Source organism: Chryseobacterium sp. sg2396 (assembly GCF_042610505.1).
Classification (GTDB): Bacteria; Bacteroidota; Bacteroidia; order Flavobacteriales; family Weeksellaceae; genus Chryseobacterium.
This window is the reverse complement of the sequence record NZ_JBHGAQ010000007.1, coordinates 88,625-114,030: the sequence shown is the minus strand read 5'-3', so window position 1 is coordinate 114,030 and position 25,406 is coordinate 88,625. Positions and strand designations below refer to the sequence as shown.

Genomic DNA, 25,406 nt, shown 5'->3' with positions numbered 1-25,406 from the left:
AAAAACAGATATGAATATCAATAGGAATGGGCTTTAGCTTATTCATGCTATAAAAATATGTATGATGATTGGCTTTAGCCTAATAAACCAAATATGTATACAAAAACTTCCAGCATCCAGCTTTCTTCATCCAGCCTGCTAACCCATTCTTATTTAAACTTAAAAATACTCTTGATGAAATTCCTGTTCAGGTAATTTTCTATAGGAAAGATCTTGGTGAAATAATTCCCGATAAAAATCAGTAACAATACCACTGCCGGTTTGTACACAAGGTTGATGAAATTATTGCTGAAATTCGGAAGGACAATCGCTACGGTAATGGCCAGTGTGCAGATGATGGAAACGAAAATCATTTCAATCGACAGCGGCGAAACCTTAAACATGAAATAATTAAAAACAATCTTTACCACATTGTAAGTAGTCAGGGAAATAGCGGTGGAAAGGGCAATCCCGATCAGCTTCAGGTCTGTATTTTTCAGGAAATAGAAATTCAGTGCAATGGTAAGACCGGCCAGCATAAGCATCACGAGGATGTTGAATTTATAATATTTTGAAAGGGAAATAATATTTCCGTTGAATCCTGTGGCCAGATCAATTAAAACAGCCGATCCCCAGATCCAGACTACCGGTTCATATTCGCGCAGCATCATCCCGTTTTTCGGCATAAAATACGTCAGGTAAGGAAATCCAACCATGATGCATGAAAACAAAATGGCCCCCAGAAAATACAGCGAAAGAGAAGTCTTTTTATGAAACCGGTCAAGCCCTTCCATATCGCCGTCAGCCAGATGTTGGCTGATGATCGGTGCGGAAATATTAAACAGCCCAAGCTGCGGAATGGAAATCAGGGAAATTAGTGCATACAATGTGGAATAAATCCCGTTTTCTTCCATCCCCATATATTCGCCGATCATAAAGCTGTTGATCGCCAGGTAATTCCCGAAAGTCCCCAGAAAACCGAAAAAGCTGTAGCTGGTAAACTCCTTCCAGAAATTGTCTTTCTTAAAATATTCCGTATTAAAATCCAGGTTGATCTTTTCCAGCTTATTTGTGTAATAAATATACCCGAATAGCATCAGGGTAAAAATGCCGAAGAAAAATGACAGAGCGATCTGCTGTGACATTGTAAAGTAAAAAAACAGGCAGAAAGCTCCCAGATTGGCTATTTTAGGAAAAAGATTATCGAAAATATTGGAAACAACGATCCGTTTATAGTTGGAAGTATACTTGTTAAAAATCGCACAGAGCGAGAGCACCAGAATCAGAGGCAGGATGATTTCTTTGATATTCCAGGCCTGTGTTTTCAGGAACTTGGGATATACATAGGGGAGTACGAAAAATATCCCGCAGAAAATCAGGAAATTAGTAACCACCGTAAGGAGCGACAGCGACAGCATATTCTGATTTTTTCCGTCTTTCTGCACACTGTGGAAGAATTTTACGTTGGCATAAGAAATTCCGAACACTACAAAAGGAACCAGCATTTCCGCGGTCTGCATGCTGTACCGCAGCTTGCCGTAAAACTCGAAATCGTTTGGAAAAATAAAAATAGCCGAGACTGTTCCCAGCAGAAAACCTAGATAGCCAATGATCGAATATTTGAATCCCTGTCTCGCTACTACACTCATGTTTATTGGCTTTTAGGAATAAAAATAATATTGTTGATGTATTCCGTTTTGTTTTTTTCATCGCTTGTATTTTTCAGAAGGATTTCCTCCGTCAATTTCTCAAGCTCAAAATGATTCCTGTTTAAATAATGGGCATCGTATCCCCAGGACTCTACTTCAGAAATCTCTTTCCAGATTGGTGTTTCATGATGCCTCTGTTCCATTTCCACCATCAGCGTCGGTGCAAACTTCCGGATGGTTTCTTTGGCTCCGAAGAGGGTTTTCATCTCATTGCCCTCAACATCGATCTTAATGAAATCCAGTCTGTGGAAATGTTCAGTTGCTGCCCAGTCATCGAGCTTTATCACTTTTACCTTTTCGGTGTAGCTTTTTTCTTCACCTTTTTCCTTGTACTCCGTGTTGAGGGTTCCTCTGGAGGCTACCGTTTTCCCGTTGATGACCGGAACTTTAAATTCGGCAGTCGTATTTTCATCGGAAAGTGCCAGTGGAAGTACCCGCATTGTCGGAAATAGCCTTTTAAGACGGCGATACAGTTTTTTATTGGGTTCAAAAGCATAGATGGAGCGGTGATCCAGCCTGTTTTCGAGCTGGTAGAGAAAGGTTCCGACATTAGCACCGATGTCCAGAATCACGGCATTTTCAGATAAATAATCCTTGATCCAGACCAATTCCGGCTCTACATTCCGGGCAGAAAAATTCTCTTTGGTAAGATTGCGTAAACTTTTAAAATACCTTTCTTTATAAAAGTTCGGACTGATATATTGCAGTTTTTCAGCGATTCGTTGATACAGGGACATGGGGGGCTATTTGACTAATCCGCAAATATAAGCAAAAATGTTAAACTATTGTTAAAAATATTAAAATATAACTGGTTGAAATTCAGGGTTTAATTAATTATCGTAAAGTGGAAAATGTAGGATCCTTTAAGCCGTTACCGGGATGTTATATTTTGATATTCAATTGCTTTTGGAATGCGCAAAGACGCGAAAATTGGTGCAGAGGTAACGTTGAAAGACACAAGGGATTTGACAATGCCAAATTTTTATACCGTTGATAATAGCAGGGCTAAAAATCTATATTAAAATTAGGAATTGTTACACTAAGATAGATGCGGTCGCTTTCTACAAAAATTAAAAACTGCAAAGTATTCAATTTCAAAGTTTTTTAAAACCAATTTCAAATTAAAAATACCAAAAATTAATTAGTGGTATTCAATTCTATTAAAGATAATCTTGCATCTTTATCACACACTTTTAATCTTTTGTATCTTCATGCTTCCCGATAAAATCAAATACTTTCAATAAACCTCCGTGTTTTTATGATAAGTGAAACGGCTTTAAGAAACTTCAAAACAGCAAGGATAAGAAGAACTCGGTGTGCATGGTGTCCAGAAAAGCCTTATTAAATTCACCTTTCACCATTCACTTTTAAAATTGACTTCAGCAGCAAAATTCAGTTTCTTGTAAATGGTCAATTTCTTCGAGTCAATAGTCAATTCATGTTTATTAAAATTCATTTGCAGAGCAAAATTCACTTGTGAAACAAAATTCACCATTCACTTTTTAAAAATTGACTTGCCAAGCAAAATTCACCATTGACCATTTCCCTCACATCAGCGGCGCATTCAGAAAATCGTTCAGCGGTTTCATCAATTTGAAGATGTTGGTAAGGTTTTTAACGGCATTTTTATCCAGCACTTCTTCGTCTTTTAGATCATAAACAACAATGAAATTTTTCAGTTTGAGGTATTCGGCCATGGGATCATCTTTTTCAAATCCCTGGGGAATTTTCTTCAGCTTGTCTTCCTGATCCATTTCAGGGAAATGCTTTTTAAAATCGTTATTGTTGATAATAGCTAAAAACTCTTCAGAATACAATGAAATCTCTTTTATCAATTCTTTTAAGACAGATGATTCCGGCATATAAATTCCTCCGGCGATAAACGATTTGCCTGGCTCCAGGTGCAGATAATAGCCACCTTTCTGACTTCCCTTTCCCATCCCCAGCGACGCACCGAAATTCGTTTTGTACGGAATTTTATCTTTGGAAAACCGGGTATCGCGGTAAATCCTGAACAATGCCTTTTTTGCATCGATTTTCGCCAGTTCTTCATCGAATCCTGACATTTTTGTAATGAGGCTTTCCAGGAATGCAATGACGTTCTGCTGGGATTCAACATACAGGTTTTTATGTTCGCTAAACCATTCGCGGTTGTTATTTTGACTGAGCTTTTTTAAAAATCCGAACACTTCAGGAGAAAGTACTGACGACATACGATTTGTTTTTTATTGATCTTAATTTCTTTAAAATTACGAAAACTATTCATACCGCAATGCCTCGATAGGATCCAGTTTTGAAGCTTTCAAAGCCGGGTAATATCCGAAAAATACACCGGTGATGGCACAGACGATGAATGAAATAATAATGGATGATTCCGTAATATACGTCGGCCACGAAAGGAAAAGCGTGACAAGTTTCGAGGTTAAAACACCCAGTAGTACACCGATGATCCCGCCGGTAATGCTGATCATGATCGCTTCAATCAAAAACTGATACAGGATGTCTTTTCCTCTCGCTCCAATCGACATTCGCAGGCCAATCTCCTTGGTTCTTTCGGTAACGGAAACATACATGATGCTCATAATCCCGATTCCTCCGACAATCAGAGAAATCCCTGCAATCGCCGATAAAAGCACTGTTAAAAGCTGGCTGGTTGAACTCATGATGGAAATCAGTTCGGCCTGGGTTCTTACGGAAAAATCGTCATTGCTGCCGTCTTCAGCAAGCTTATGCTGTTTCCTTAAAATTTCCGAAATTTCATCCGTGGCCTGCTGGGAAGTATTTTCGTTGGTAGAGGAAGCGTAGATCGTCTGTACATAGGTAATTCCCAGGAATCTTCGCTGTACCGTACTGAACGGAGCGATAATCACATCATCCTGATCCTGCCCGAATGCGTTGGAGCCTTTCGCCGCAAGGACGCCGATTACCTTCATCGGAACTTTGTTGAACCGGATAATGCTGCCGACCGGATCTTCACCATTTGGGAAAAGATTGGCGACCACGGTCTGTCCAAGGAGGCAGACTTTCCGGCATGGTGGTTTTTTTATTGATAGTGATTTGTTGTTGACTATTGCTTTTTTATCTCGGTCCGCCACCGCCGCCACGGTTTCCTCCGCCACTTCCTCCATCTCTTCGCTGAGGCATAAAAGGGCTTTTAGCGGCATTCCCGGAGGGTTTTTTAGATAAATTTTTATATCCTGTGAAGATATTGTCATTTCTGTCAAGTCCCGAAATAACCTGGATTTCCGTGTCGTTGTTCATTCCGGTTCTGATCCTCTTCCGGGTAATGATGCTGTCTTTTCCGATTACCCATACCCCTGCGGCTTCACTTTTATTTTCCCCGCCGGATTTTTCTTTTTTCGGCCCGGTGCCTTTTCTTTTCCCTTTTCCATTAGCGAAAGGTGAATCCACTTTATATTTTTTCATGACCAGGCTGTCGGGTCTGAAGCTGGTGGCTGCAACCGGGATTTTCATAACGTTTTTCAGGACTTGGGTGTAAATTGTGATGTTGGCCGTCATTCCGGGTTTTAATTTTAAGCTTGAATTATCTGCGTTGATGATGGTGGTATAATTCACGACATTGGAGGAAACGGTAGGTTGCAGCCGCACCTCCGATACGCTTCCGTTAAAGGTTTCGTCCGGAAAGGCATCAACGGTAAAGGTAGCTTTCGGGCCTTTTACGATATTTCCGATATCCGCTTCATCCACCGAGGCGCGGATCTGCATTTTCGTTAAATCTTTCGCAATGCTGAAAAGGGTAGGGGTACTGAAACTGGAGGCTACGGTCTGGCCTTCGCTCACATTCCGGTTCAGAACCGTTCCGTCGATCGGTGAATAGATATTCGTCAAGGATAAATTTTTTCTGGCCGTGGAAAGCTGTGCGCTTACGGAATTTACCTGTGCCCTTGCAGCATTGAACTGGTTGGTCGCTACATCAAAATCCGCTTTGCTGATGGCGCCTACTTTATAAAGCTGCTGTTGCCGGTTGAAATTGATTTCATTATAGGCCAGGTTGCTTTTCGCATTCTGTAAATTGGCGTTGATTTGTTCGGTCTGGTATTGAAACAGATCGGGATCAAGGGTCGCAAGGAGCTGTCCTTTTTTTCACCGTAGAATTAAAATCTACATAGGTTTTTTTAATGATCCCGGAAATCTGAGTACCTACGGCCACCGTATCCACAGGCTGAACCTTACCCGTAGCCGTAATGGAATTGGAAATCTCTCCCATTTCAGGCTTTACCGTTTCCAGCTGGATTTTAACTTCTTTTTCGCGGATAAAAAAGTACCAGACAGCGCTCAATACAATGATGCCGCCGATCATCCAGTACAGCCATTTTTTATTTTTTCCTTTCATGGTTTATCTGATGTTTATTGGATTTCCCGCATAAAATTCGTAGATCTGCTCATTAAGAACGGGCGAATATTTTGCCTGAAGAAAATTCTGTATCGATTGGATATAGGTAAGCCGTTGCTGCTGAAGCTGCACATAATCAATGCTTCCCAGTTTCATCTGGGCGGTTACGATATCATAGCTCTGTTTATTGAGATCCATCTGCCGGGAAGCCGATTCGTATTGCGAAAACGAGTTCTGAAGGCTGATATAAGCTTGCTCGATTTGCTGGTTAAGTACGGTTTTGGTATTTAGTAAATCTAAATTAGCCTGCTGGATCTCGATCTTTGATTTTTCAATGGCTGTCCGGTAAATCCTGTTGTTGTAAATCGGAATTCCTAAGCTGAGGCCTATCGGCAAGAAAAAGTTGTTTCCCAGCTGGTTAAAATAATTTCCGTTGTTGTAAGCATAATTACTGGAAATACTGCCGGTAAGGCTTAAGGTCGGAAGAATGGAAGGCTGGGCCATTTTCAGATTGGTTTTGGAGTTTTCGATGTTAAGTTCCCCGTATTTCACTTCCGGCCGCTGATTCTGGGCCATGTTCTGAACTTCGGACAGGGTTTTAAAGTTTTCATCGACAGTAATGCTTTCCGGCTTTACGATCTGAAAAATCGTAATCGGTAGGAAGCTGTAAGATCTGTTTCAGATTGACAATATAGGTTCTGAGGTTATTCTGTGCGGCAACAAGATTGTATTCGTCCTGGGCGACCTGTGCCTGAATCTGGAGATAGTTCAGCTTGGAGATACTGCCTGCTTTATAGAGCTGGTCGCCCTGCTTAAGTTGTGTTTTTGTAGTGGTTAAAATTTCCTGAAGAGCAACAATATTTTCTTCTGTCGTTAAAATATTTAGGTAGGCCTGGGTGATATTCAACGTGATGTTGTTCTGGGCTTCCTGCACCGACAGATCCGCCATCTGTACCAGAAGATTTTTGGAAGCCTCATTGTTTCGGATGTAGCCTGCGCGGTATAAAGTCATGGACGAACTTGCTGCTATGTTTTGTGAATGTATCCCGTTTACGATCAGTCCGTTATTTCCGTTTACGGCCAAAATGCCTTATGATACGGAGGCATTCAGGTTGGGGTATTTGGCTTTTTTCGCCTGGAGCAGATCCTGTTCCGCAGCGTTTCTGGAAAGGCGCAAAGAATTGATGGAGATGTTGTGCTGCTTTGCATATTCTATACAATTCTCCAGGGTTCAGCTAGGTGGATAGCTATTGGTTTGGGCAGAAATTTCTAATGTTCTGAAAAAGAATATCAAAAAAAAGAACAGGCGTTTCATAGTTAATTTCTGAAAATTCATAAATCAAACAGAAAAAATCAATCCAATTTAACAAAAAAAAAATAATTTTTAACATGTTTTTAACGCAGGCATCGTTTTTTTGCGGTAAATTTTTTAAAAATTAAAAAAATCTTAAATGATTCTGAATTTAAGTTTGTATATTTCGTAATTAATTCAAAAACAAATCAATATTTATTGTATCTTTGCAGAAATTTTATAATATTTAATGAATTTATTTACGGAGACCAATTTAAGTCCTGATATTCTTAAGGCAATTGGCGAACTGGGTTACGAAAGCCCGACAGAAATCCAAAAACAGACTATCCCTTTCATTCTTTCAGATATTCGCGATTTGATCGCACTTGCGCAGACGGGGACAGGCAAAACAGCAGCATTTTCGCTTCCGATTTTGGATATGATTGACGAAACGAGTCGCAAAATCCAGCTATTGGTGCTTTGTCCGACACGGGAATTATGTCTTCAGATTGCTAAAGACATAAAAAACTATTCCAAATACATGAAAGACATCAAAACTACGGCAGTTTACGGTGGAAGCAGTATTATGGACCAAATGAGATCGCTAAAGGATAAACCGCAGATCATTGTGGGAACTCCGGGAAGGGTGATCGACCTTATCAACAGAAAGGCACTCGATTTTTCAGCTATCCACTGGCTGGTACTGGACGAGGCTGACGAAATGCTTTCCATGGGTTTCAAAGACGAACTGGAAACCATCCTCAGCGAAACGCCTGAAACAAAACAGACTTTCCTGTTCTCTGCAACGATGAACAAGGAAGTAGAACGTATTTCTAAAAATTACCTGACCAAGCCTCACAGAATTTCCGTGGGTTCCATTAACGAAGTTAAGAAGAACATCAAGCACGAATATTATGTAACCGGTTACCGTCAGAAAAAAGAGGCTTTGAAGAGACTGATCGATTCAAACCCGAACCAATATTCCATTATTTTCTGCAGAACGAGAATGGAAACCCAAGAGGTTGCCGATTTCCTGATGCAGAACGGATATGCAGCCGACGCGCTTCACGGAGACCTTTCTCAGGCACAGAGGGATACGGTAATGAAAAAGTTCAGACTGAAAAATATTGATATCCTTGTGGCGACGGACGTTGCGGCAAGAGGATTGGATGTAAATTCACTGACGCACGTAATCCACTATTCTCTGCCTGATGATCCTGAAGTATTCGTTCACCGAAGCGGAAGAACGGGTAGAGCCGGAAAAGACGGTATTTCCATTGCTTTGATCAAGCCTGAAGAAAGCAGAAAGCTGAAGCAGATCAAATCGGTAACGAAAATCGAGATGACGGAAGGCAAAATCCCTACCGGTGAAGATATTATCAAAGCCCAGGTAGGCGGTGTTTTCGAAAGCCTTTTCGAGATCCACGAAGATTTCTTCGAGTTCGATGATTCTTTAATTCCGGATTTATCAGCCTTTACGAAAGAAGAACTGGCACACAAGCTTCTTCAGTTCCAACTGAAAGATCTTGCGCTGTATTATAAAGACAGACATGACCTGATGGAACAGAAGCTGAGCAGCAGGGATGACGACAGAGGTTCCAGAAGAGACCGTGACAGAGGCAGAGACCGCGACAGGGGAGAACGAAGCGAGAGAGGAGAAAGAAGAGAGCGTGGCGGAAAACCAAGAAGAAAGAATGAAGACATGGTAAGATTCTTCTTCAACCTTGGTAAAAAAGACCAGCTGAAAAAGCTTGACGTATTAGACATTATCAATAAAGCTACGTCTAACGGGAAAAGCAAAAAAAGAGCGGAAATCGGAGATATCGAGATCCTGGAGAAATTCTCTTTCTTCGAGATCGAAAAATCCTACAAGGGAGATCTTCTGAGCAATATTTCCACAATGAAATTCAGAGGAAAGGAAATGCGTGCCGAAGAGGCAAATTAATCCCTTCCAAAACCATATAAACCGGCATTTTTGCCGGTTTTTTTGTTTGATAGCCAGGCGGTAAGCCAATGTTAACAAAACTTAATGTTGTATTGTTTCAGGTAAGGGGGTTTTTTAAGAAATTTGCACACGAAATTATAAAAACTTTACAATGGGAATTGGTAATATTTTCCACGCTTTCCAACCGAAAGATAAAATCTTCTTTGTGCTTTTCGAAAAAGTAACAGAAAACCTTGTAGCAATGTCTGAAGAATTCAACCACGGAATCAAGGATTTCGATCTGAATGACGATTCCATGCTGAAAAAGATGAGCGACTACGAGCACAAAAATGATGAGCTTACCCACGAAATCTTCGTAGAATTGGGTAAAAACTTCATTACGCCGTTTGACAGGGAAGATATCCACACGCTGGCTACCGGACTGGATGATATCGCCGATTACATTTACGCTTCCACGAAGTATATTTTCCTGTACAAATCTCCAGAAATGAAAGCGTATTCCGATTTCTCATTGCTGATCCACAAGGCATGTCTTGAGATCCAGAACGCAATGAAGAACCTGAAAGGTTTCAAAAATATGGAGCAGGTAAAAGAAGCCTGCATCAAAGTAAATTCTATTGAAAATATTGCTGATGATCTGTTATCGAACTCTATGGTAGAGTTATTTGAAACGAATGACGCGATCAACATTATCAAGGTTTCATCCGTACTTAATTATCTTGAAGTAGTAACAGACAAAGCAGAAGATGTTGCCAACACGATCGAGAACATCATGATTAAATACGCTTAATTAATAATTATAATTAAACAATGGAATTTCCGATTTTACTTATAGTTATTATTGCATTGGCCCTCATATTCGATTACATCAATGGTTTCCATGATGCGGCCAACTCAATTGCGACTATTGTTTCTACAAAAGTTTTAACTCCTTTCCAGGCCGTTCTTTGGGCTGCGCTCTGGAATTTTGCCGCTTTTTTCTTAGCGGCCTATGTTATTGGAGAATTTAAAATTGGTAATACGATTGCCAAAACCGTAAATGAAAATTTTATTAACCTTGAAGTTATATTTTCAGGATTGATTGCTGCCATCGCATGGAATCTTTTGACGTGGTGGTTCGGTATTCCTTCCTCCTCCTCGCATACTTTGATCGGAGGCTTTCTAGGGGCTGCTTTAATGCATGCTTTTATGATGGATTATCATACGGTAGCAGCAGCACATTCCGAGTTGGGAGTATGGGATACCCTTAAAGAAGCTTTTAGCCAGGTCACACATCAGAAGGTGGTGAAATTTGATAAGGTAATTCCTATTTTCCTGTTCATTTTCTTGGCTCCTTTCATCGGGATGTTAATTTCGATAATCATTACCCTTATTATTGTTCATCTTTATAAAAGATCAAATCCACATAAGGCAGATCAGTCATTCAAAAGATTACAATTGGCTTCATCGGCATTATTCAGCTTGACACATGGTCTTAATGATGCTCAGAAAGTAATGGGGATTATTGGAGCGGCAATAATTTTCTATCACGTAGATATGATTCACGATCCATTATATATGAATATTGCTTCCGGAGAGCGTTTCAACTATTTTGCGCAGCATTATTTGTGGGTTCCTCTGGTATCGTTCTTGGCCATTGCTTTAGGTACCATGAGCGGAGGCTGGAAGATCATTAAAACAATGGGAACAAAAATCACGAAAGTAACGCCTTTAGAAGGAGTAAGTGCAGAAACTGCAGGTGCCATTACTTTATTTATTACAGAACACCTTTCAATTCCTGTTTCTACCACACATACCATCACCGGTTCCATTATCGGGGTAGGACTGACGAAAAGGGTTTCGGCTGTAAGATGGGGGATTACTGTAAGCCTTCTTTGGGCCTGGGTACTAACGATCCCAATCTCAGCGATTGTTGCCGGGATTACTTATCTCTTAGTGGCATTTTTATCTTAAAACTATAATTTTAAAAATATCATCAACTTTGCTCATATCGGGCAAAGTTTTTTTTTATTTAATTGAGAAAATTTTTCTAATTCAGATCATTAAATCAAAAGTTATGGGTATCACCAAATATCTACGTGAAAATCATTCAGAAGTATCTTCTTTATTATGAAATGAATAATGATACAATTTATATTTTAACAATTCGTCATGGAAATAAGAATCCTGAAATATTACAACTAAAATAATTAATTAAAATTGAATCCTCTCTATTAAAACAGTGAGGATTTTACTTTATAAAGCCCCGAAAAATTGTATTTTTGTTTAAACTATTAGAATTTATGGAATTTTTAGACCGATACCAGCAGATTGTTGCGGATGCCATTGCCAAATATACCTTTAAAGATAAGCCGGTGGAATTGTATGAACCGATGAACTACATTATTTCTCACGGTGGCAAGCGTCTTCGTCCGATCATGGTTCTGATGGCCTGCGATTTATTTGGCGGTGATTTGAAAGAGGCGATAAAACCTGCGCTGGCGATCGAATTTTTTCATAATTTCACCCTGATCCACGACGATATCATGGATGAGGCTCCGCTGAGAAGAAATAAACCGACGATTCACACCCTGCACGGAATTAACGTAGGAATTCTTTCAGGGGACGGACTAATGCTGAAAGCCTATAAGTTTTTTGAAGATCTGGAACCTGAAATTTTCAAAGCCTGCATCAGAATATTCACCCATACCGGTCTGTTGCTGTGTGAAGGGCAGCAGTATGACATCAATTTCGAGACCCAGGAAAACGTGACCTTTGATGATTACATCAGGATGATTACCTATAAAACCGGGGTTTTGAGCGCGTCTTCATTTGAGATCGGAGCCCTGATTGCAAAAGCAAACTTCAAAGATGCAAAAGCGATTTTCAACTTCGGGAAGCATATCGGGATTGCATTCCAGATTATGGATGATTATCTTGATGTATTCGGTGATCAGGCACAGTTCGGTAAGAAACATGCCGGGGATATTTATGAAAATAAAAAGACCGTACTTTATCTGATGGCGAGAGAACACGCAACGGAAGAAGAAAGAAAGGAACTGGATTACTGGTATTCTAAAAAAACGGATAACATCGATAAAGTGTACGGTGTTGAAAAGATTTTCAGAAGAACGAAAGTTGATGAGAAGGCATTGCGTTTAATTGAAAAACACAACGAAATAGGCCAGAGCTACCTTCAGAAGATCGATATTCCGGAGGAGAAGAAAAAACCGTTTGCTGAATTGGCCAATTATTTATTGAGAAGAGAAAGTTAATGTGTTAATTTGAAAATGGGGTCAATTTGAAAATTCTAAATTATTTCATTTTCAAATTCTCAAATTTTCAAAATGAGTATGAAGTTCAGGACAGAAGTAGATATTCAGGAATCGAAAAAGAAGATCGGGGTTGAAGATAAAATATTTTCAATAGGGTCTTGCTTTGCCTCGGAAATGTCGGATCTGTTTCATCAGGGACAGCTGCAGACGGTGAATAATCCGTTCGGAACGATCTTCAATCCGTTCTCGATCAGCAATGCCGTTAAAAGGCTGCACGATTCGGAATTTTACGAAGAAGAGGAACTCATTACTTTTGATGAAACTTTTATTTCACTGGACCATCATACCAGCTTCGATACCCGGTATATTCATCAGACACTGGATAAGATCAATAGCAGGATTACGGAAGGAAACCAGTTTCTTCAGGAGAGTAATTGGGTTATCATCACTTATGGAACTTCTTTTATTTACGAATTTGTCCCTAAAAAGAAGCTGGTAGCCAATTGCCACCGGATTCCCCAGAAGTTTTTTGAAAAAAGGATATTGACCCATCAGGAACTTACGGATGCTACTTATGATACCATTTTAAACCTGAAAGACATCTGTAAAGACGACGTGCAGATTTTATTTACTGTTTCCCCGGTCCGGCACACCAAAGACGGCATGGTGGAAAACCAGCTGAGCAAATCCAAACTCATTACTTCCATCCATGAAATGACAGAAGAGCTGGATTACTGCCATTATCTTCCCGTTTATGAAATACTGATGGACGACCTCCGGGACTACCGTTTTTATAAGGAAGATATGATCCATCCTACGGAACAGGCGGTCAACTATATCTTTGAGAAATTCGGCAACGCTTATTTTTCGGATGAAACCAAAGAATTTATCAGGGAAAACTTTAAAATTTCAAAAGCACTGGAACACCGGAGCAGCGATGAAAAAGATCCGAAATACATTCAGTTTAAAGAAAAACTGAACGAAAGGATTGAAAATCAACAGAAAAAAGTGATACATAAGATATTTTCCGATGATTGATTTTACAACAATTGATTATCTTAAAACCGGAAATAAAAAGCAGCAACGAGCTTACGAACTATTGACAGCCTACAGGATTTTTGAAAAACTGAAAGACCATTCGCCTATTCTGGCGGGAACCATTCCGATAGAAATAGATATTGAAGGAAGTGATCTGGATATCATCTGTGAAATGAAGTGTCACATGGAGTTTGAGAGTTTGTTAACAGATACTTTCTCAGAATTTAATATCAAGGTCGAGAGCCTTGAAATAAACGGGGATGAAGCTGTTGTCGGCAACTTTATCCTGGAAGAATTTCCTGTCGAAATTTTCGGGCAGAATAAACCGGCTGCCAAGCAGAATGCCTATCGTCACATGATCGCCGAATATAGCATATTACAGGAAAAAGGAGAAAATTTTAAAAAAAAAATTATTGCATTGAAAAAACAGGGAATAAAAACAGAACCCGCTTTCGGATTATTGCTGGGACTGAAAAATCCTTACGAAGACCTATTAAAATTTTAAAGAAAATGATTGATACCCATACCCATTTATACGCAGAAGAATTTGATGAAGACCGGAAAGAAGCCATTCAGAGAGCTTTAGATAAAGGGATAACCGAATTTTACCTTCCGGCTATCGATTCGGAATCCCACGAAAAAATGTTGCAGCTGGAAGCAGAGTACCCGGAACATATTTTCTCCATGATGGGGCTGCATCCGTGCTACGTAAAACCGGAAACCTGGGAAAAAGAGCTGGAGATTGTTAAAAAATATCTCGATCAAAGGGCTTTTCCGGCTGTCGGGGAAATCGGGATCGATCTGTATTGGGATAAAACAACTTTGGATATTCAGGTGAAAGCCTTTGAGCAGCAGATCGACTGGGCTATTGAAAGAGACCTGCCAATCGTGATCCACACCCGGGAAAGTTTCGACGAAACGTTTGAAGTGCTGGAAAGAAAAAAGCATCCAAAACTCCGCGGGATTTTCCATTGTTTTTCAGGAAATCTGGAACAGGCAAAACATGCTGTCGATCTTAATTTTATTTTAGGAATTGGCGGAGTAGTCACCTTTAAAAATGGTAAAATAGACCAGTTTCTGAGCGAAATTCCATTGGATAAAATAGTGCTGGAGACGGATTCTCCTTATCTTGCGCCGGTTCCGCACAGAGGCAAGCGCAATGAAAGTGCTTATCTCGATCTTGTGGCCGGTAAATTAGTGGATATTTATAAAGCCGATTTTTCGGAGATTGACAGGGTGACGACGGAGAATGCAAAGAAATTATTTAAATACTAAAACCGATTTTTTAGCAAGAGTATCAGATTGACTTTAGCCAGAACGTAAAAAAGCCTTCCAAATGGGAAGGCTTTTACATTATTTTTTTCTCGTGAAGTTCTTATTCTTAGGCTTTTTGAAACCCACATTGGCAGATGTGCCATCAGCAGGTTTATTTTTATTATTATTTGGCCTGGAATAGTTAGGTCTTGAAGATTTTGGTCTTTCTCCACCTCCCGCCATCGGCTTATTGTTGGAATCCCTTTTCTGGGCAACCAAATTATCTGTATGAAATGGATGATCCTTAACGATAGGGATCTTCATGCCAATCAGTTTCTCCGTATTTTTTAAGTTTAATAAATCCAGTCCGTCAACAAATGAGATGGAAGTTCCTTCCGCACCGGCTCTTCCGGTTCTTCCGATCCGGTGAACATACGTTTCGGAGACGTCGGAAAGCTCGAAATTAACAACGTATTTCAGTTCGTCGATATCAATTCCTCTCGCAGCAATATCAGTGGCCACAAGAACCCTTGTTTTACCGGATTTGAAATTGTTCAGTGCATTCTGACGGGCATTCTGCGACTTATTCCCATGGATGGCCTCCGTGGTGATGTTATCTTTCTGCAGCTTTCTTGCAATTTTATCGGCACCGTGCTTCGTCCTGGCAAAAACCAGAACGGAATCGGAAATATCGTTCTTTAAGATATGCGTCAAAAGATCCAGTTTATTGTCTTTTTCCACAAAATATACCGACTGCTTGATGGTTTCTGCCGTTGATGAAACGGGAGTAACTTCCACCTTTACCGGATTATTCAGGATAGAGTCTGCCAGTTTCTGGATTTCCGCCGGCATGGTCGCCGAGAAGAACAAAGTCTGTCTTTTTGGAGGTAAAAGTTTAATGACTCTTTTGACGTCATGCACAAATCCCATATCCAGCATCCGGTCGGCTTCGTCCAGTACAAAGATTTCAAGATTTTTAAGGCTGATAATTCCTTGCGCGATAAAATCCAAAAGTCTTCCCGGTGTTGCAACCAGGATGTCAACTCCTTTTTTCAGGGCAGCTTCCTGATTTCCCTGCTTTACCCCTCCGAAGATTACCAGGTGTTTTAACGGCAGGTATTTTCCATACGCTTTGATGTTTTCCTCGATCTGGATCGCCAGCTCTCTGGTCGGCGTCAGGATCAGTGCCTTGATATGATTATTCTGAAATTTATTTTTAGAAAGATTCTGTAGGATCGGGATGGCAAAAGCAGCCGTTTTTCCGGTACCTGTCTGTGCGCATCCCAAAAAGTCTCTGCCCTTGGTAATCTCGGGAATCGATTTTTCCTGGATCGGGGTAGGGTTAGTATATCCTTGTTCCTCAATCGCCTTTGCAATAGGTTCTATTAAATGTAAGTCTGTAAAATTCAAATGAATTGTTTTTATAATTAACATAAAAATTCCTTCAAAATGAAGGAATTATATTTTGCAAAGGTAGTTTAAATATTTTTAATGGATCAGTTCACTTTTGTCCATTGTTGGTTATGTCTCAGATCTTCAAAGAATTTGTACAATTGGGCTAGTTTTTCAGTGCCTCTTTTGCCGTAATCTTCGATATGTTTTGAGGTTCCGTCCGTAAAATTAACTCTAAGATGTGAGGTCGGAAGATCAGTTATGTTTCTTTCACCATATTTTTCGTTGAGGCTTTTAACATTCAAATTATCAAGTAAGGCAATTAAACTTTTGTAATCCGCTTCTTTAATGGTTCCTTTAAAAGTCCCTTCCCGCGGCTTATCGAATTCGCTTTTGGAAAAATTTTTGGAAAAGTTGAAATGTTCAGCTTCAAGTACCGCAGTACGGTCCGGGTTGATGGTGATCTTGAAAATAGGACAGGAGCCGAAACACGCACCCGCTTCGTATTCAATCTTGGAATACTTGGATTTGGCTTTTTGAGAACTGCATGAAAACATGAGGATAATGGCACAAAGGCCCAGGATATATTTCATAGGTTGATTTTTCCCGGAATCGCTCAATAATTATTCCAAAGTCTCCGATTGAGGCCATATTAAAGCGATTTCGACGAATGATGTTAAAAGGTGATTATGGTTTGTTTAAGGATAAACTAAATTTTAAAATGGACTTCAGATAAATTTTTGTTATTTTGAAGTCAGAAAAATTACGCATGTATACTTTCCTCAAATCTGTCGTTAAAAACATCCTTCCTAAAGAAATACTGATCCGGAACGAGGATCAATTGAGAAAACTTTTAAAGCCTTTTTATCATGGGGAAAATCATGAATGTAATATCTGTAAAACAAAACTCAAGAAATTTGTTCGACTTGACAACGGACAATTGATCTGTCCTGTCTGTGGCAGCTTACCCCGAACGCGCAGGCTGAATATGCTGCTGGAATATGAATTTCTGAAACCACACTTCTCCTTCCTTGATTTTTCCCCATCCAGAATGCTGTATAAAAAATGGAAGAGAAGAAAGGATATTTCCTATTATCCCACCGATTTTGAAAACGAATTTCTGTCCGACTACCATTATGATATTACGAAGATTGATGCGGAAGACGAAAAATTTGACCTGATTGTCTGTTACCATATTCTGGAGCATATTACCGAAGATCAGAAAGCGATGAGTGAATTATACCGCGTTCTGAAAAAGGGCGGCACTGCTTTAATTCAGACTCCTTTTAAAGAAGGGGAAATGTATGAAGATTATTCAATAACGACTGACGAAGATCGGCTGAAGCATTTCGGGCAGGATGACCACGTGCGCATTTATTCTGTTAAAGGGTTGGAATCCCGCCTGAAAAACGAAGGTTTCCAGGTAAGTGCAAGAACATTTTCAGAAGATCTTTATCATGGGTATTCTCAGAATGAAAAAGTGCTGATCTGCATGAAATAGTTTATTTTAATTTTTTCCAGTTCTGATTAAACCTGAGATCAAACAGTATTTGATATAATATTTTTAAACCATACGTGCCGGACAAACCGTAGTCCTCAATTTTCTTAATTTTTCCATCATTATAAGTGATGATTAAAGTTGCCGTTTGACTATCCGTCCAGTTTACAGCGTAATTGTTCTCAAGTTCAGAGAAATTGATGTAATTCAGTAAATTTTCCAGATTTTGGAAGTCAGCTTCTTTCATCTTTGTTTCAAAGTTGCCTTCTCCTTTTTTAAAGGCTTTGTGCGATTTTTTTTCAAAGTCCGGATCGTCACGTTTAAAAAAATTATAATTCTCCGCAATAAATTTTGATAATCCTGATTTATAAAGTTCCAAAGTAAATACCGGGCAGGTACCATAACACATATCGGTTCTGAATTCTATTTTCTGTATGGAATGATGAGAGGGATCGGGATTATATTCTACAAGCCCATCAAATTGATAATCCAGAATTTTTGAAACCAGCTTATGGGCAGTTTCATAATGGTCAGAATATGGGCCTTCTTCGTTTGCTTCTGTAATGACTTTAAGATAATCCTTTCCGTCAATATTCAGGACCACAGGAACAGCAAAATCAAAACGGGTCGGTTTTACAGAGGTAAGTTTATAGTGTTTTCCAAAGTCCAGAAGAAGGTTAATGCTCGAATAACACGAGTAAGTTTCTTTTGCATCCGAAGATGTGCTCTGGCAGCTTTGATCGTCTCCGATAAATATCAGATCGGTTAGGCCATTGTGATCAAAATCTCCTTTGTAAAAGCTTTCCGTTATGCCTAAACTGTCGGCGGCTTTCTTTAATCTATTGTTTATACCGGTAAAACCTCCTGTAAAACTTTGAATTGTTTTTAAAATAAACCTGGAATAACGGTCGGATATATTGAATTTACCGTTTCTTACAAAAGACTCAACCTCAGAATCTGTTCTGAGGCTGTCTATTTTTGATAAAGCTTTGCCTTGCGAAAAGCACAGCTGGCTGATCAAAATAATTGTTAAAAGAAATATCTTCTTATTCATGCAATTGCTTCCAGATCGCATCTTTCAGTTCCATCAGTCCTTCGCCGGTAACACCGGAGAAAAACAACGGCTGTTTGTTTTCAGGGAATTCAGCGGCGATTTCTTTTTTCAGTTCCTCATCCAGAAGATCGGATTTTGAAACCGAAACAATGAAATCTTTATCCAGAAGTTCAGGATTGTATTCCTTCAATTCGTTTTCCAGAATTTTAAACTCCTGAAAATGATCCTCGGAATCGGCAGGAATTAAAAACAACAGGATGGAATTTCTTTCGATGTGTCTTAAGAAACGGTGACCTAAGCCTTTACCTTCCGCAGCTCCTTCGATGATTCCCGGAATATCGGCCATTACGAAAGATTTGTAATTCCGGTAATCCACAATTCCTAAGTTTGGCGTTAAAGTGGTAAATGCGTAATCTGCAATTTTCGGTTTTGCCGCAGAAACTGAAGATAGGAGCGTGGATTTTCCTGCATTCGGGAATCCTACCAATCCTACATCGGCAAGGATTTTAAGCTCGAAAACCACATAGCCTTCCTGTCCGTCCATTCCCGGTTGTGCAAATCTTGGGGTCTGGTTGGTGGACGATTTGAAATGCTCATTTCCTTTTCCGCCCATTCCGCCTTCCATCAGGATAATTTCCTGGCCGTCTTCAAGGATTTCCCCGATAATTTCGCCGTCTTCATTTTTGGCAATGGTCCCGATCGGAACTTCGATGTATACATCTGCTCCGTAAGCTCCGGTAAGCTGGTTTTTTCCTCCGTTCTCCCCGCGTTCCGCTTTTACGTGACGCGTATAACGCAGGGGAAGTAAAGTCCATTCGTTGGCATTCCCTTTCATGATAACGTGGCCGCCACGGCCTCCGTCACCTCCGTCCGGTCCGCCCTTGGGAATATATTTTTCACGGCGGAGATGCGCAGAACCTGCTCCTCCGTGTCCGCTTTTACAATGGATTTTTACGTAATCTACAAAATTTGACATGATTTTAATTCAAGGTTTTATGTTTAAGGTTCAAAGTTTTAACCTTGAATTTGGAACTTTGAACCTTGAATCAAAAATTTATTTTTGAAACTTTTCTACTTCTGCGAAAAGCTTTTCAGAGATTTCGTTAATGTCTCCGACACCGTTGATCTCTACATATTTGCCCTGCTGCTTGTACAGCTCGGCAACTTCTGCTGTTTTCGCGTAGTATTCTTTTATTCTGTTGCGGATGATCTCTACATTGCTGTCATCTGATCTTCCGCTGATTTCTCCTCTTTTCAGAAGTCTTTCCTCCAGGATCGAATCTTCAACCACTAAAGAAAGGCAAACGTCGATCTCGTCGTTCAGCTCTTCTTTTACGATTTTCTCAAGAGCTTCTGTCTGAACCGCCGTTCTCGGATACCCGTCGAAAATAAATCCTGCGGCATCGGTCGGCTTTCTGATCTCGTCGATCAGCATATCTGTCGTTACCTGATCCGGAACCAGTTCTCCTTTATCGATGTACGATTTGGCAAGTTTCCCAAGTTCCGTATCATTTTTCATGTTGAATCTGAAAAGGTCACCGGTTGAGATCTGCTTCAAATTGAATTTCTCGATCAAGTTTTGCGCTTGCGTACCTTTTCCGCTTCCCGGAGGGCCAAACAGAACAATGTTTATCATAATGGTTTAGGGCTTCCGGCGACTGGCGACTGGCTTCTGGCTTTTACCGTCAGCGTACTTGCTTTTGCCTTTAGCATTTTTAAGTTATTATTAAATTTATTTCTTTATTTTACCTTTTTTAAGCTAAAAGCCATTAGCTATTAGCCAACAGCCTTTTAATGGTTGATCTGTCCGTCTTCCAACTGGTATAGGTTCGGCAGGTTTCTTCCCAGTTCATCGTAATCCAGTCCGTAGCCTAGTACAAACTTATTCGGGATTTCCTTCCCAATATAATCCAGTTTAAAATCCTTCTTATACACTTCAGGTTTAAGCAAGAAAGAAGCGATCTTCACAGATCTCGGACGCTGAGTTTCGTTGAAATATTTGAAAAGGCTTTCTACTGTATTCCCCGTATCTACGATATCTTCTACCAGAATGATGTGGCGGTCTTTGACATCTTTCGTTAGTTCCATTTTCTGGTAAACGATTCCCGTAGATTCCGTACCTGCGTAAGAACTCATCTGGATGAAAGCAATCTCACACTCTCCCGGATAGTGCTTCAGAAGATCTGAAAAAAACATGATCACCCCGTTCAGAACCCCGATGAAAACGGGAACTTCATCCTTATAATCTTCATAAATCTTTAGAGCCGTAGCTTTTACAATCTCCTGAATTTCGGCATCCTCCAGATAAGGAACAAAAGTTTTGTCGTGAACTTTAATACTCTCCATAAAAATTTTTAGTAGGCAGCAAAGTTAAGGATTTTTGATGAAAGGTGAATGATGAATAGTGAAAGATGAATTTTGCTCTGCAAGCGAATAGTGAAATTCATAAAGCTTCTATGAACACAAAGGGCGCAGAGATTTTTTGATGCTTACTGCTGTAAGTTTCACAAAGCCGTTACACTTATAAGAGCAATGTAAGTTGATTAGTTATATTGCGGGTAATCGTTGGCAAGTGCAAAGCAGCAAATATTTTTAATGCTTCGTGTAATAAGTTGCAAGGATCTCATCTTTGATAAAATTGTGGATGCTCAGGATTGTTTGTTTCTGACTGGAGATATAATCTCTCACAGATTTTAGTTGAAATTAGCGGTATGAAAATTCGGCTCAGTCGAATTCTTCGCGCCTTAAAGCATCATGTTTATTTAATTTGCGACTTTGTGCGTTCCAACAAAAAAATATCCTTCAAAAGTCTGAAGCAATATCCTTAACCGAAATTCCCTTCCGAAAGTTGGAGGGGTGGCGAAAATTCAAAGAATTTTTGACGGGGTGGTCTTAGAGTTCGTTTAAATTTTAATTCATCAAACTTTCCGTCATTTCTCTTAATTTTCTGAATCAAATAAACTTTGTTTATTCTTCACTTTAATACGATGATTTCAATGTATTTAATTGAATATCGCCAGGCAACCGACATATTGAATTTTTTAGCTAAAATACCTTAAATTCTTAATGTTAAAATATAAAAGGTAAATTATCACAGGCTCTTAGAGTGAATAGTTAATTTTGCTTCGCAAGTGAATGGTCAATGGCCAATTTATAATGAAAATCAGATATTTTTCAAATAAATAAAAATTCCTAACTTTGTTGTTCGTAAACCAATCAATATCAGCATGTAGAATTTAATTTCTTTCCGATGTAATCGACAATAACCGGATAGGTTGTTGCAGTTTTAACTTTTTAAAGAAAGAAATCATGATTTTTCTACACCATATATCCTTTGGGTTTCCGGCGGGAGACCTGCTTTTTAATTCTATTGATTTAACGATCCCTTCAAACTCGAAGTCAGCCCTGGTCGGCAGCAACGGCACGGGAAAATCTACTCTGCTCAGAATATTGGCGAAACAAATTGAACCTCAGGCAGGAAACATAACCGTTCACGGCGGGTTGTTTTATGTTCCGCAGATGTTCGGGAATTTTGATGACCTTACCGTCGCCGAATGCCTGAAAATCGATCAGAAACTTGAAGCTCTTCACAAAATTACCAATGGGGAAGTGGATGATAATTATTTTGAAACATTGAATGACGATTGGGACATCGAAGAACGTTCCCGGCAGGCTTTGCAATACTGGAAACTCAACAGCCTGGAATTCACCCAAAAACTCGCCAGTCTGAGCGGCGGACAGAAAACGAAAGTCTTCCTCGCCGGAATGATGATTCACCAGCCGGAGGTTATCCTGCTCGACGAACCGACCAACCATCTGGATCTTGAAGGGCGGAACCTGCTGTATGATTTTATCGGAAAAACAAAAGCAACCGTGTTGATCGTCAGCCACGACCGCACTTTGCTGAATCTGGCGGATACGACTTATGAACTGAGCAATCAGGGAATTTCAACTTACGGCGGGAATTATGATTTTTATGCCGCACAAAAGGAAATTGAAAATGAGGCGTTGCAAAACGACATCCATTCTAAAGAACGGACCCTGAAAAAAGCAAGGGAAAAAGAACGCGAAACGTTGGAAAGGAAGCAGAAACTCGACGCGAGAGGGAAGAGCAAGCAGGAAAAATCGGGCGTGGCCCGGATCATGATGAATACGATGCGGAACAAAGCGGAGAATAATTCTTCTAAGCTGAAAGCCGTGCATGCAGAAAAGATCAATACCATTTCCGGTGATTTACGGGAGCTGCGTTCATCTGTGAGAAATTCGGATCAGATGAAAGTAAATTTTAATGATTCGGGTATTCATTCGGGAAAACTCCTGATTTCGGCAGAGGAGATTAATTATGCATATGATGAAATCAATCTTTGGAAAGAAAACCTCAGTCTGGAAATCCGGAGTGGTGACCGGATCGCTATTACAGGCCGGAACGGTTCGGGGAAAACGACATTGATTAAGCTGTTGCTAGGTGATCTTCAGCCTTCAGCCGGAAAAATGGCAAGATCAGATTTTCAATGGATCTGCATCGACCAGGAATATTCTCTAATCGATAGGACAATGATGGTCTATGAGTTTGTCCAGCAGTTCAACGACCTGGCAATGCCGGAGTCTGAAATAAAGACCTTACTGGCAAGATTTCTTTTCGGAAAGGATACCTGGGATAAAAAGTGCGGCGTGCTGAGCGGCGGGGAACGTCTGCGTCTCCTGCTGTGCGGGCTCTCCATCAGTCAAAAAGCTCCCGACCTGATCATCCTCGATGAACCGACGAATAATTTAGACCTTCAGAATGTAGAGATTCTTACGGATTCCATTAAAGATTATCACGGAACTTTGTTGGTGATTTCGCATGATGCGGTGTTTCTGGAGGAGATTGGGGTAAGGCGTGAGATTTTGTTGAAATGAGAATAATAAAAATACCCATTCTAATTGTCATTCCGGAGGAATCTAAAGATAGTATTAGAGAACTTATTAAAAGATTCGTGTTTGGATTCCTACGGAATGACAAACTTTATACTGAGCTAACCGAATATTTTTGATGAAGAGTCTTCAGAAATTCTTTACGATCGAAATTCTTAACGAAACCTGATTTTTCACCTTTCTCAATTCGGGGATTAATTCTGATTTCTTATAATCGTTCCGGATTATATTTAACTTCTGATAATGTCCAGTCAAAACAGATATCTGTATTAATAAGATCAACAAGAACACTAGCTAAATTATTATAGCAAAAATATCTTCCCAGGTTAATAGGCGTGTGTTTCAAAGTTTCTTCTAATTGTTCTTTCGTATAATAATGACGTTCTTCTTCATTATTATCATTTAGGGTAAAATATTGAATTCTGTTTTTTAATAAGACAGTTATCAATTCGTTGAAATTTTCACCTTCATCTTCTTTATAAATATCATTAATTATAAGGTTGTATTTGTCGTTTTGGATATTATAATCTTTATAGAAGATTCTAATTAGTCTTTCTTTACTGAGTTTATTGGTAACTTCAATAAGAGCCCGTATTTCACTTGTCCCACTTCCGTATTCAAATATTCTTCCGTCTTTTTTTACTAAAACTATCGGACCTTGTCCTACCAGTCTTATTTTTTTATCCTTTGCCTGATAACCGAAAACAAACAGCTCGTCATAGTCTTCTGTGTAAGCAACTTCAACATGATCTCCAGCATTATTTAAAACATATTCTTTAGCTATTTTTAGAAATTGATCTTTAGAATTTTCCTGCATTTTATTTATTTGAAGTGTTATTTATTAAAATTATTTGGGGTGGTTTGACAATAGAAATTCTCCGTAAACTCTGAAGGTGGTAAAACAGTAAATTTCCGGTCAAATTTTGTAAATATATTATTTGAAAATCTTTTTAATTCTTTCTAAAACAGACAGTGATGGTTGAGGAGAAATTGCCTCAAATACATTTTTCATATTTAAATAGTGTTTCTGCACTTCCTCTTTTTGTTTCTGATATTGTTTTTGTCTGAATTTTTTTGATTCTTCTTTTTGGGAAATCATAAAATTTATTTCTTTTGCAAGCCAGTCATGAAAATGAAGCCTGTCTTTTTTTTCATTTTTTTCTGGAGTAACTTCAGAATTCGATGCATAATTGTCAATCCACACGTTTCCATATTCTTTGCCATTTACAACAAGAAAGGAATAACAGCCACAGCCATATCCGGCTAAATGGATTGTTCCATTAATAAAATCTTCATATTCATCAGTATTGAAGTTAAATTCATTATTGAGTCTGAAAGGTAATGATGGATTGAATTCATTTTCTTCATAGTAATAATTTGAAAAGTTTATTTTATCCAGAACATTAAAGTCATGCGACTCGGTATTTATAATTCCATTCGCAATATTTAACAAGAACCATTTGAAATCATCAGGAATTTTAATTGAAAACCTCTTTTCAAATCTTTCTATTTCTTTTAGGTTAGCGGTGGGTAAAAACAGATAATCACCCTTAAAATACAATCTGAAGTTATCAACCTGGGAATTGATTTGGTTAATTATTTCATGGTTCATTTTAAAATACTCCTGCTAATTGGTTTTTGTTTTTGTAAATATATAGAATTGTGAGTAAAATTTATTAAATATATGATTTCCCACCCATCCCCAAAATAAATTCCCCCTCAAA

At 39.3% G+C, this 25,406-nt stretch carries 23 protein-coding genes and 2 pseudogenes; 9 read left to right on the top strand and 16 right to left on the bottom strand.

The genetic code is table 11. The features are described 5' to 3' along the window. Positions 1 to 149: 149 nt before the first annotated feature. From ACED20_RS09485 to ACED20_RS09450, 8 genes and pseudogenes are all read right to left on the bottom strand, one after another. Positions 150 to 1,628, bottom strand: coding sequence for a lipopolysaccharide biosynthesis protein (locus tag ACED20_RS09485; protein WP_294198064.1), 1,479 nt, complete (start codon positions 1,626 to 1,628; stop codon positions 150 to 152). 2 nt (positions 1,629 to 1,630) lie between these two features. Then, positions 1,631 to 2,425, bottom strand: coding sequence for an FkbM family methyltransferase (locus tag ACED20_RS09480; protein WP_378104274.1), 795 nt, complete (start codon positions 2,423 to 2,425; stop codon positions 1,631 to 1,633). Positions 2,426 to 3,235: 810 nt separating this feature from the next. Further along, positions 3,236 to 3,901: a DUF2461 domain-containing protein gene (locus tag ACED20_RS09475; RefSeq protein ID WP_378104272.1), complete on the bottom strand. Its 666-nt coding sequence runs from the start codon at positions 3,899 to 3,901 to the stop codon at positions 3,236 to 3,238. 45 nt (positions 3,902 to 3,946) lie between these two features. Continuing rightward, positions 3,947 to 4,714, bottom strand: a pseudogene (locus ACED20_RS09470) (ABC transporter permease); the annotation flags it as partial. A 52-nt stretch (positions 4,715 to 4,766) separates the two neighbouring features. Continuing rightward, positions 4,767 to 5,732 carry an efflux RND transporter periplasmic adaptor subunit gene (locus ACED20_RS09465; RefSeq protein ID WP_378104360.1) on the bottom strand — a complete coding sequence of 322 codons (966 nt, stop codon included), beginning with the start codon at positions 5,730 to 5,732 and terminating at the stop codon, positions 4,767 to 4,769. A 31-nt stretch (positions 5,733 to 5,763) separates the two neighbouring features. Continuing rightward, positions 5,764 to 6,042, bottom strand: a complete 279-nt coding sequence (locus ACED20_RS09460) for a hypothetical protein (RefSeq protein ID WP_378104270.1) — start codon at positions 6,040 to 6,042, stop codon at positions 5,764 to 5,766. A 3-nt stretch (positions 6,043 to 6,045) separates the two neighbouring features. Then, on the bottom strand, positions 6,046 to 6,636 hold the full coding sequence (locus ACED20_RS09455) for a TolC family protein (RefSeq protein WP_294203214.1): 591 nt from the start codon (positions 6,634 to 6,636) through the stop codon (positions 6,046 to 6,048). 13 nt (positions 6,637 to 6,649) lie between these two features. Continuing rightward, a pseudogene (locus ACED20_RS09450) lies at positions 6,650 to 7,258 on the bottom strand (TolC family protein). A 325-nt stretch (positions 7,259 to 7,583) separates the two neighbouring features. Here ACED20_RS09450 and ACED20_RS09445 point away from each other — a divergent pair. From ACED20_RS09445 to ACED20_RS09415, 7 genes are all read left to right on the top strand, one after another. Beyond that, positions 7,584 to 9,278, top strand: coding sequence for a DEAD/DEAH box helicase (locus tag ACED20_RS09445; protein ID WP_294203182.1), 1,695 nt, complete (start codon positions 7,584 to 7,586; stop codon positions 9,276 to 9,278). Positions 9,279 to 9,429: 151 nt separating this feature from the next. Beyond that, positions 9,430 to 10,068 (top strand): DUF47 domain-containing protein, encoded by a 639-nt coding sequence (locus ACED20_RS09440; protein ID WP_076392175.1) that lies wholly within the window; start codon positions 9,430 to 9,432, stop codon positions 10,066 to 10,068. Positions 10,069 to 10,088: 20 nt separating this feature from the next. After that, positions 10,089 to 11,231, top strand: a complete 1,143-nt coding sequence (locus ACED20_RS09435) for an inorganic phosphate transporter (protein WP_294203193.1) — start codon at positions 10,089 to 10,091, stop codon at positions 11,229 to 11,231. A gap of 329 nt (positions 11,232 to 11,560) precedes the next feature. Then, a complete protein-coding gene (locus ACED20_RS09430) occupies positions 11,561 to 12,532 on the top strand; it encodes a polyprenyl synthetase family protein (RefSeq protein ID WP_294203195.1) in 972 nt (323 codons plus the stop codon). 78 nt (positions 12,533 to 12,610) lie between these two features. Then, positions 12,611 to 13,570: a GSCFA domain-containing protein gene (locus tag ACED20_RS09425; protein ID WP_378104265.1), complete on the top strand. Its 960-nt coding sequence runs from the start codon at positions 12,611 to 12,613 to the stop codon at positions 13,568 to 13,570. Then, complete coding sequence (locus tag ACED20_RS09420; RefSeq protein WP_378104264.1) at positions 13,563 to 14,075, top strand: DUF4269 domain-containing protein; 513 nt, start codon at positions 13,563 to 13,565, stop codon at positions 14,073 to 14,075. The genes ACED20_RS09425 and ACED20_RS09420 overlap by 8 nt, the downstream gene beginning before the upstream one ends. A gap of 5 nt (positions 14,076 to 14,080) precedes the next feature. Beyond that, positions 14,081 to 14,845, top strand: a complete 765-nt coding sequence (locus ACED20_RS09415) for a TatD family hydrolase (RefSeq protein ID WP_294291105.1) — start codon at positions 14,081 to 14,083, stop codon at positions 14,843 to 14,845. 78 nt (positions 14,846 to 14,923) lie between these two features. Here ACED20_RS09415 and ACED20_RS09410 read toward each other — a convergent pair whose 3' ends face one another. Both ACED20_RS09410 and ACED20_RS09405 read right to left on the bottom strand, forming a co-directional pair. Beyond that, positions 14,924 to 16,234 carry a DEAD/DEAH box helicase gene (locus ACED20_RS09410; RefSeq protein WP_378104263.1) on the bottom strand — a complete coding sequence of 437 codons (1,311 nt, stop codon included), beginning with the start codon at positions 16,232 to 16,234 and terminating at the stop codon, positions 14,924 to 14,926. 86 nt (positions 16,235 to 16,320) lie between these two features. Further along, on the bottom strand, positions 16,321 to 16,809 hold the full coding sequence (locus ACED20_RS09405) for a DUF6438 domain-containing protein (protein WP_294224564.1): 489 nt from the start codon (positions 16,807 to 16,809) through the stop codon (positions 16,321 to 16,323). A 176-nt stretch (positions 16,810 to 16,985) separates the two neighbouring features. Here ACED20_RS09405 and ACED20_RS09400 point away from each other — a divergent pair, with 176 nt between their 5' ends. Further along, complete coding sequence (locus ACED20_RS09400) at positions 16,986 to 17,717, top strand: bifunctional 2-polyprenyl-6-hydroxyphenol methylase/3-demethylubiquinol 3-O-methyltransferase UbiG (RefSeq protein ID WP_294241298.1); 732 nt, start codon at positions 16,986 to 16,988, stop codon at positions 17,715 to 17,717. A 1-nt stretch (position 17,718) separates the two neighbouring features. Here ACED20_RS09400 and ACED20_RS09395 read toward each other — a convergent pair whose 3' ends face one another. The 4 genes from ACED20_RS09395 to ACED20_RS09380 all read right to left on the bottom strand — a co-directional run bounded on the left by ACED20_RS09395 (position 17,719) and on the right by ACED20_RS09380 (position 21,114). Next, positions 17,719 to 18,768, bottom strand: a complete 1,050-nt coding sequence (locus tag ACED20_RS09395) for a DUF6438 domain-containing protein (protein ID WP_378104262.1) — start codon at positions 18,766 to 18,768, stop codon at positions 17,719 to 17,721. Beyond that, positions 18,761 to 19,744: a GTPase ObgE gene (gene obgE / locus ACED20_RS09390; protein ID WP_294241300.1), complete on the bottom strand. Its 984-nt coding sequence runs from the start codon at positions 19,742 to 19,744 to the stop codon at positions 18,761 to 18,763. Before obgE ends, ACED20_RS09395 begins: the two co-directional genes overlap by 8 nt. Positions 19,745 to 19,822: 78 nt before the next feature. Beyond that, positions 19,823 to 20,404, bottom strand: a complete 582-nt coding sequence (locus ACED20_RS09385) for an adenylate kinase (RefSeq protein ID WP_294199923.1) — start codon at positions 20,402 to 20,404, stop codon at positions 19,823 to 19,825. A 155-nt stretch (positions 20,405 to 20,559) separates the two neighbouring features. Further along, on the bottom strand, positions 20,560 to 21,114 hold the full coding sequence (locus tag ACED20_RS09380; RefSeq protein WP_294199922.1) for a phosphoribosyltransferase: 555 nt from the start codon (positions 21,112 to 21,114) through the stop codon (positions 20,560 to 20,562). Positions 21,115 to 22,077: 963 nt separating this feature from the next. Here ACED20_RS09380 and ACED20_RS09375 point away from each other — a divergent pair. Beyond that, a complete protein-coding gene (locus ACED20_RS09375) occupies positions 22,078 to 23,667 on the top strand; it encodes an ABC-F family ATP-binding cassette domain-containing protein (protein WP_378104260.1) in 1,590 nt (529 codons plus the stop codon). A 223-nt stretch (positions 23,668 to 23,890) separates the two neighbouring features. On the opposite strand, the gene ACED20_RS09370 is transcribed toward ACED20_RS09375, so the two are convergent. Further along, complete coding sequence (locus tag ACED20_RS09370) at positions 23,891 to 24,499, bottom strand: hypothetical protein (protein ID WP_378104258.1); 609 nt, start codon at positions 24,497 to 24,499, stop codon at positions 23,891 to 23,893. A 117-nt stretch (positions 24,500 to 24,616) separates the two neighbouring features. After that, positions 24,617 to 25,294 (bottom strand): SMI1/KNR4 family protein, encoded by a 678-nt coding sequence (locus ACED20_RS09365; protein ID WP_378104257.1) that lies wholly within the window; start codon positions 25,292 to 25,294, stop codon positions 24,617 to 24,619. Positions 25,295 to 25,406: the final 112 nt, after the last annotated feature.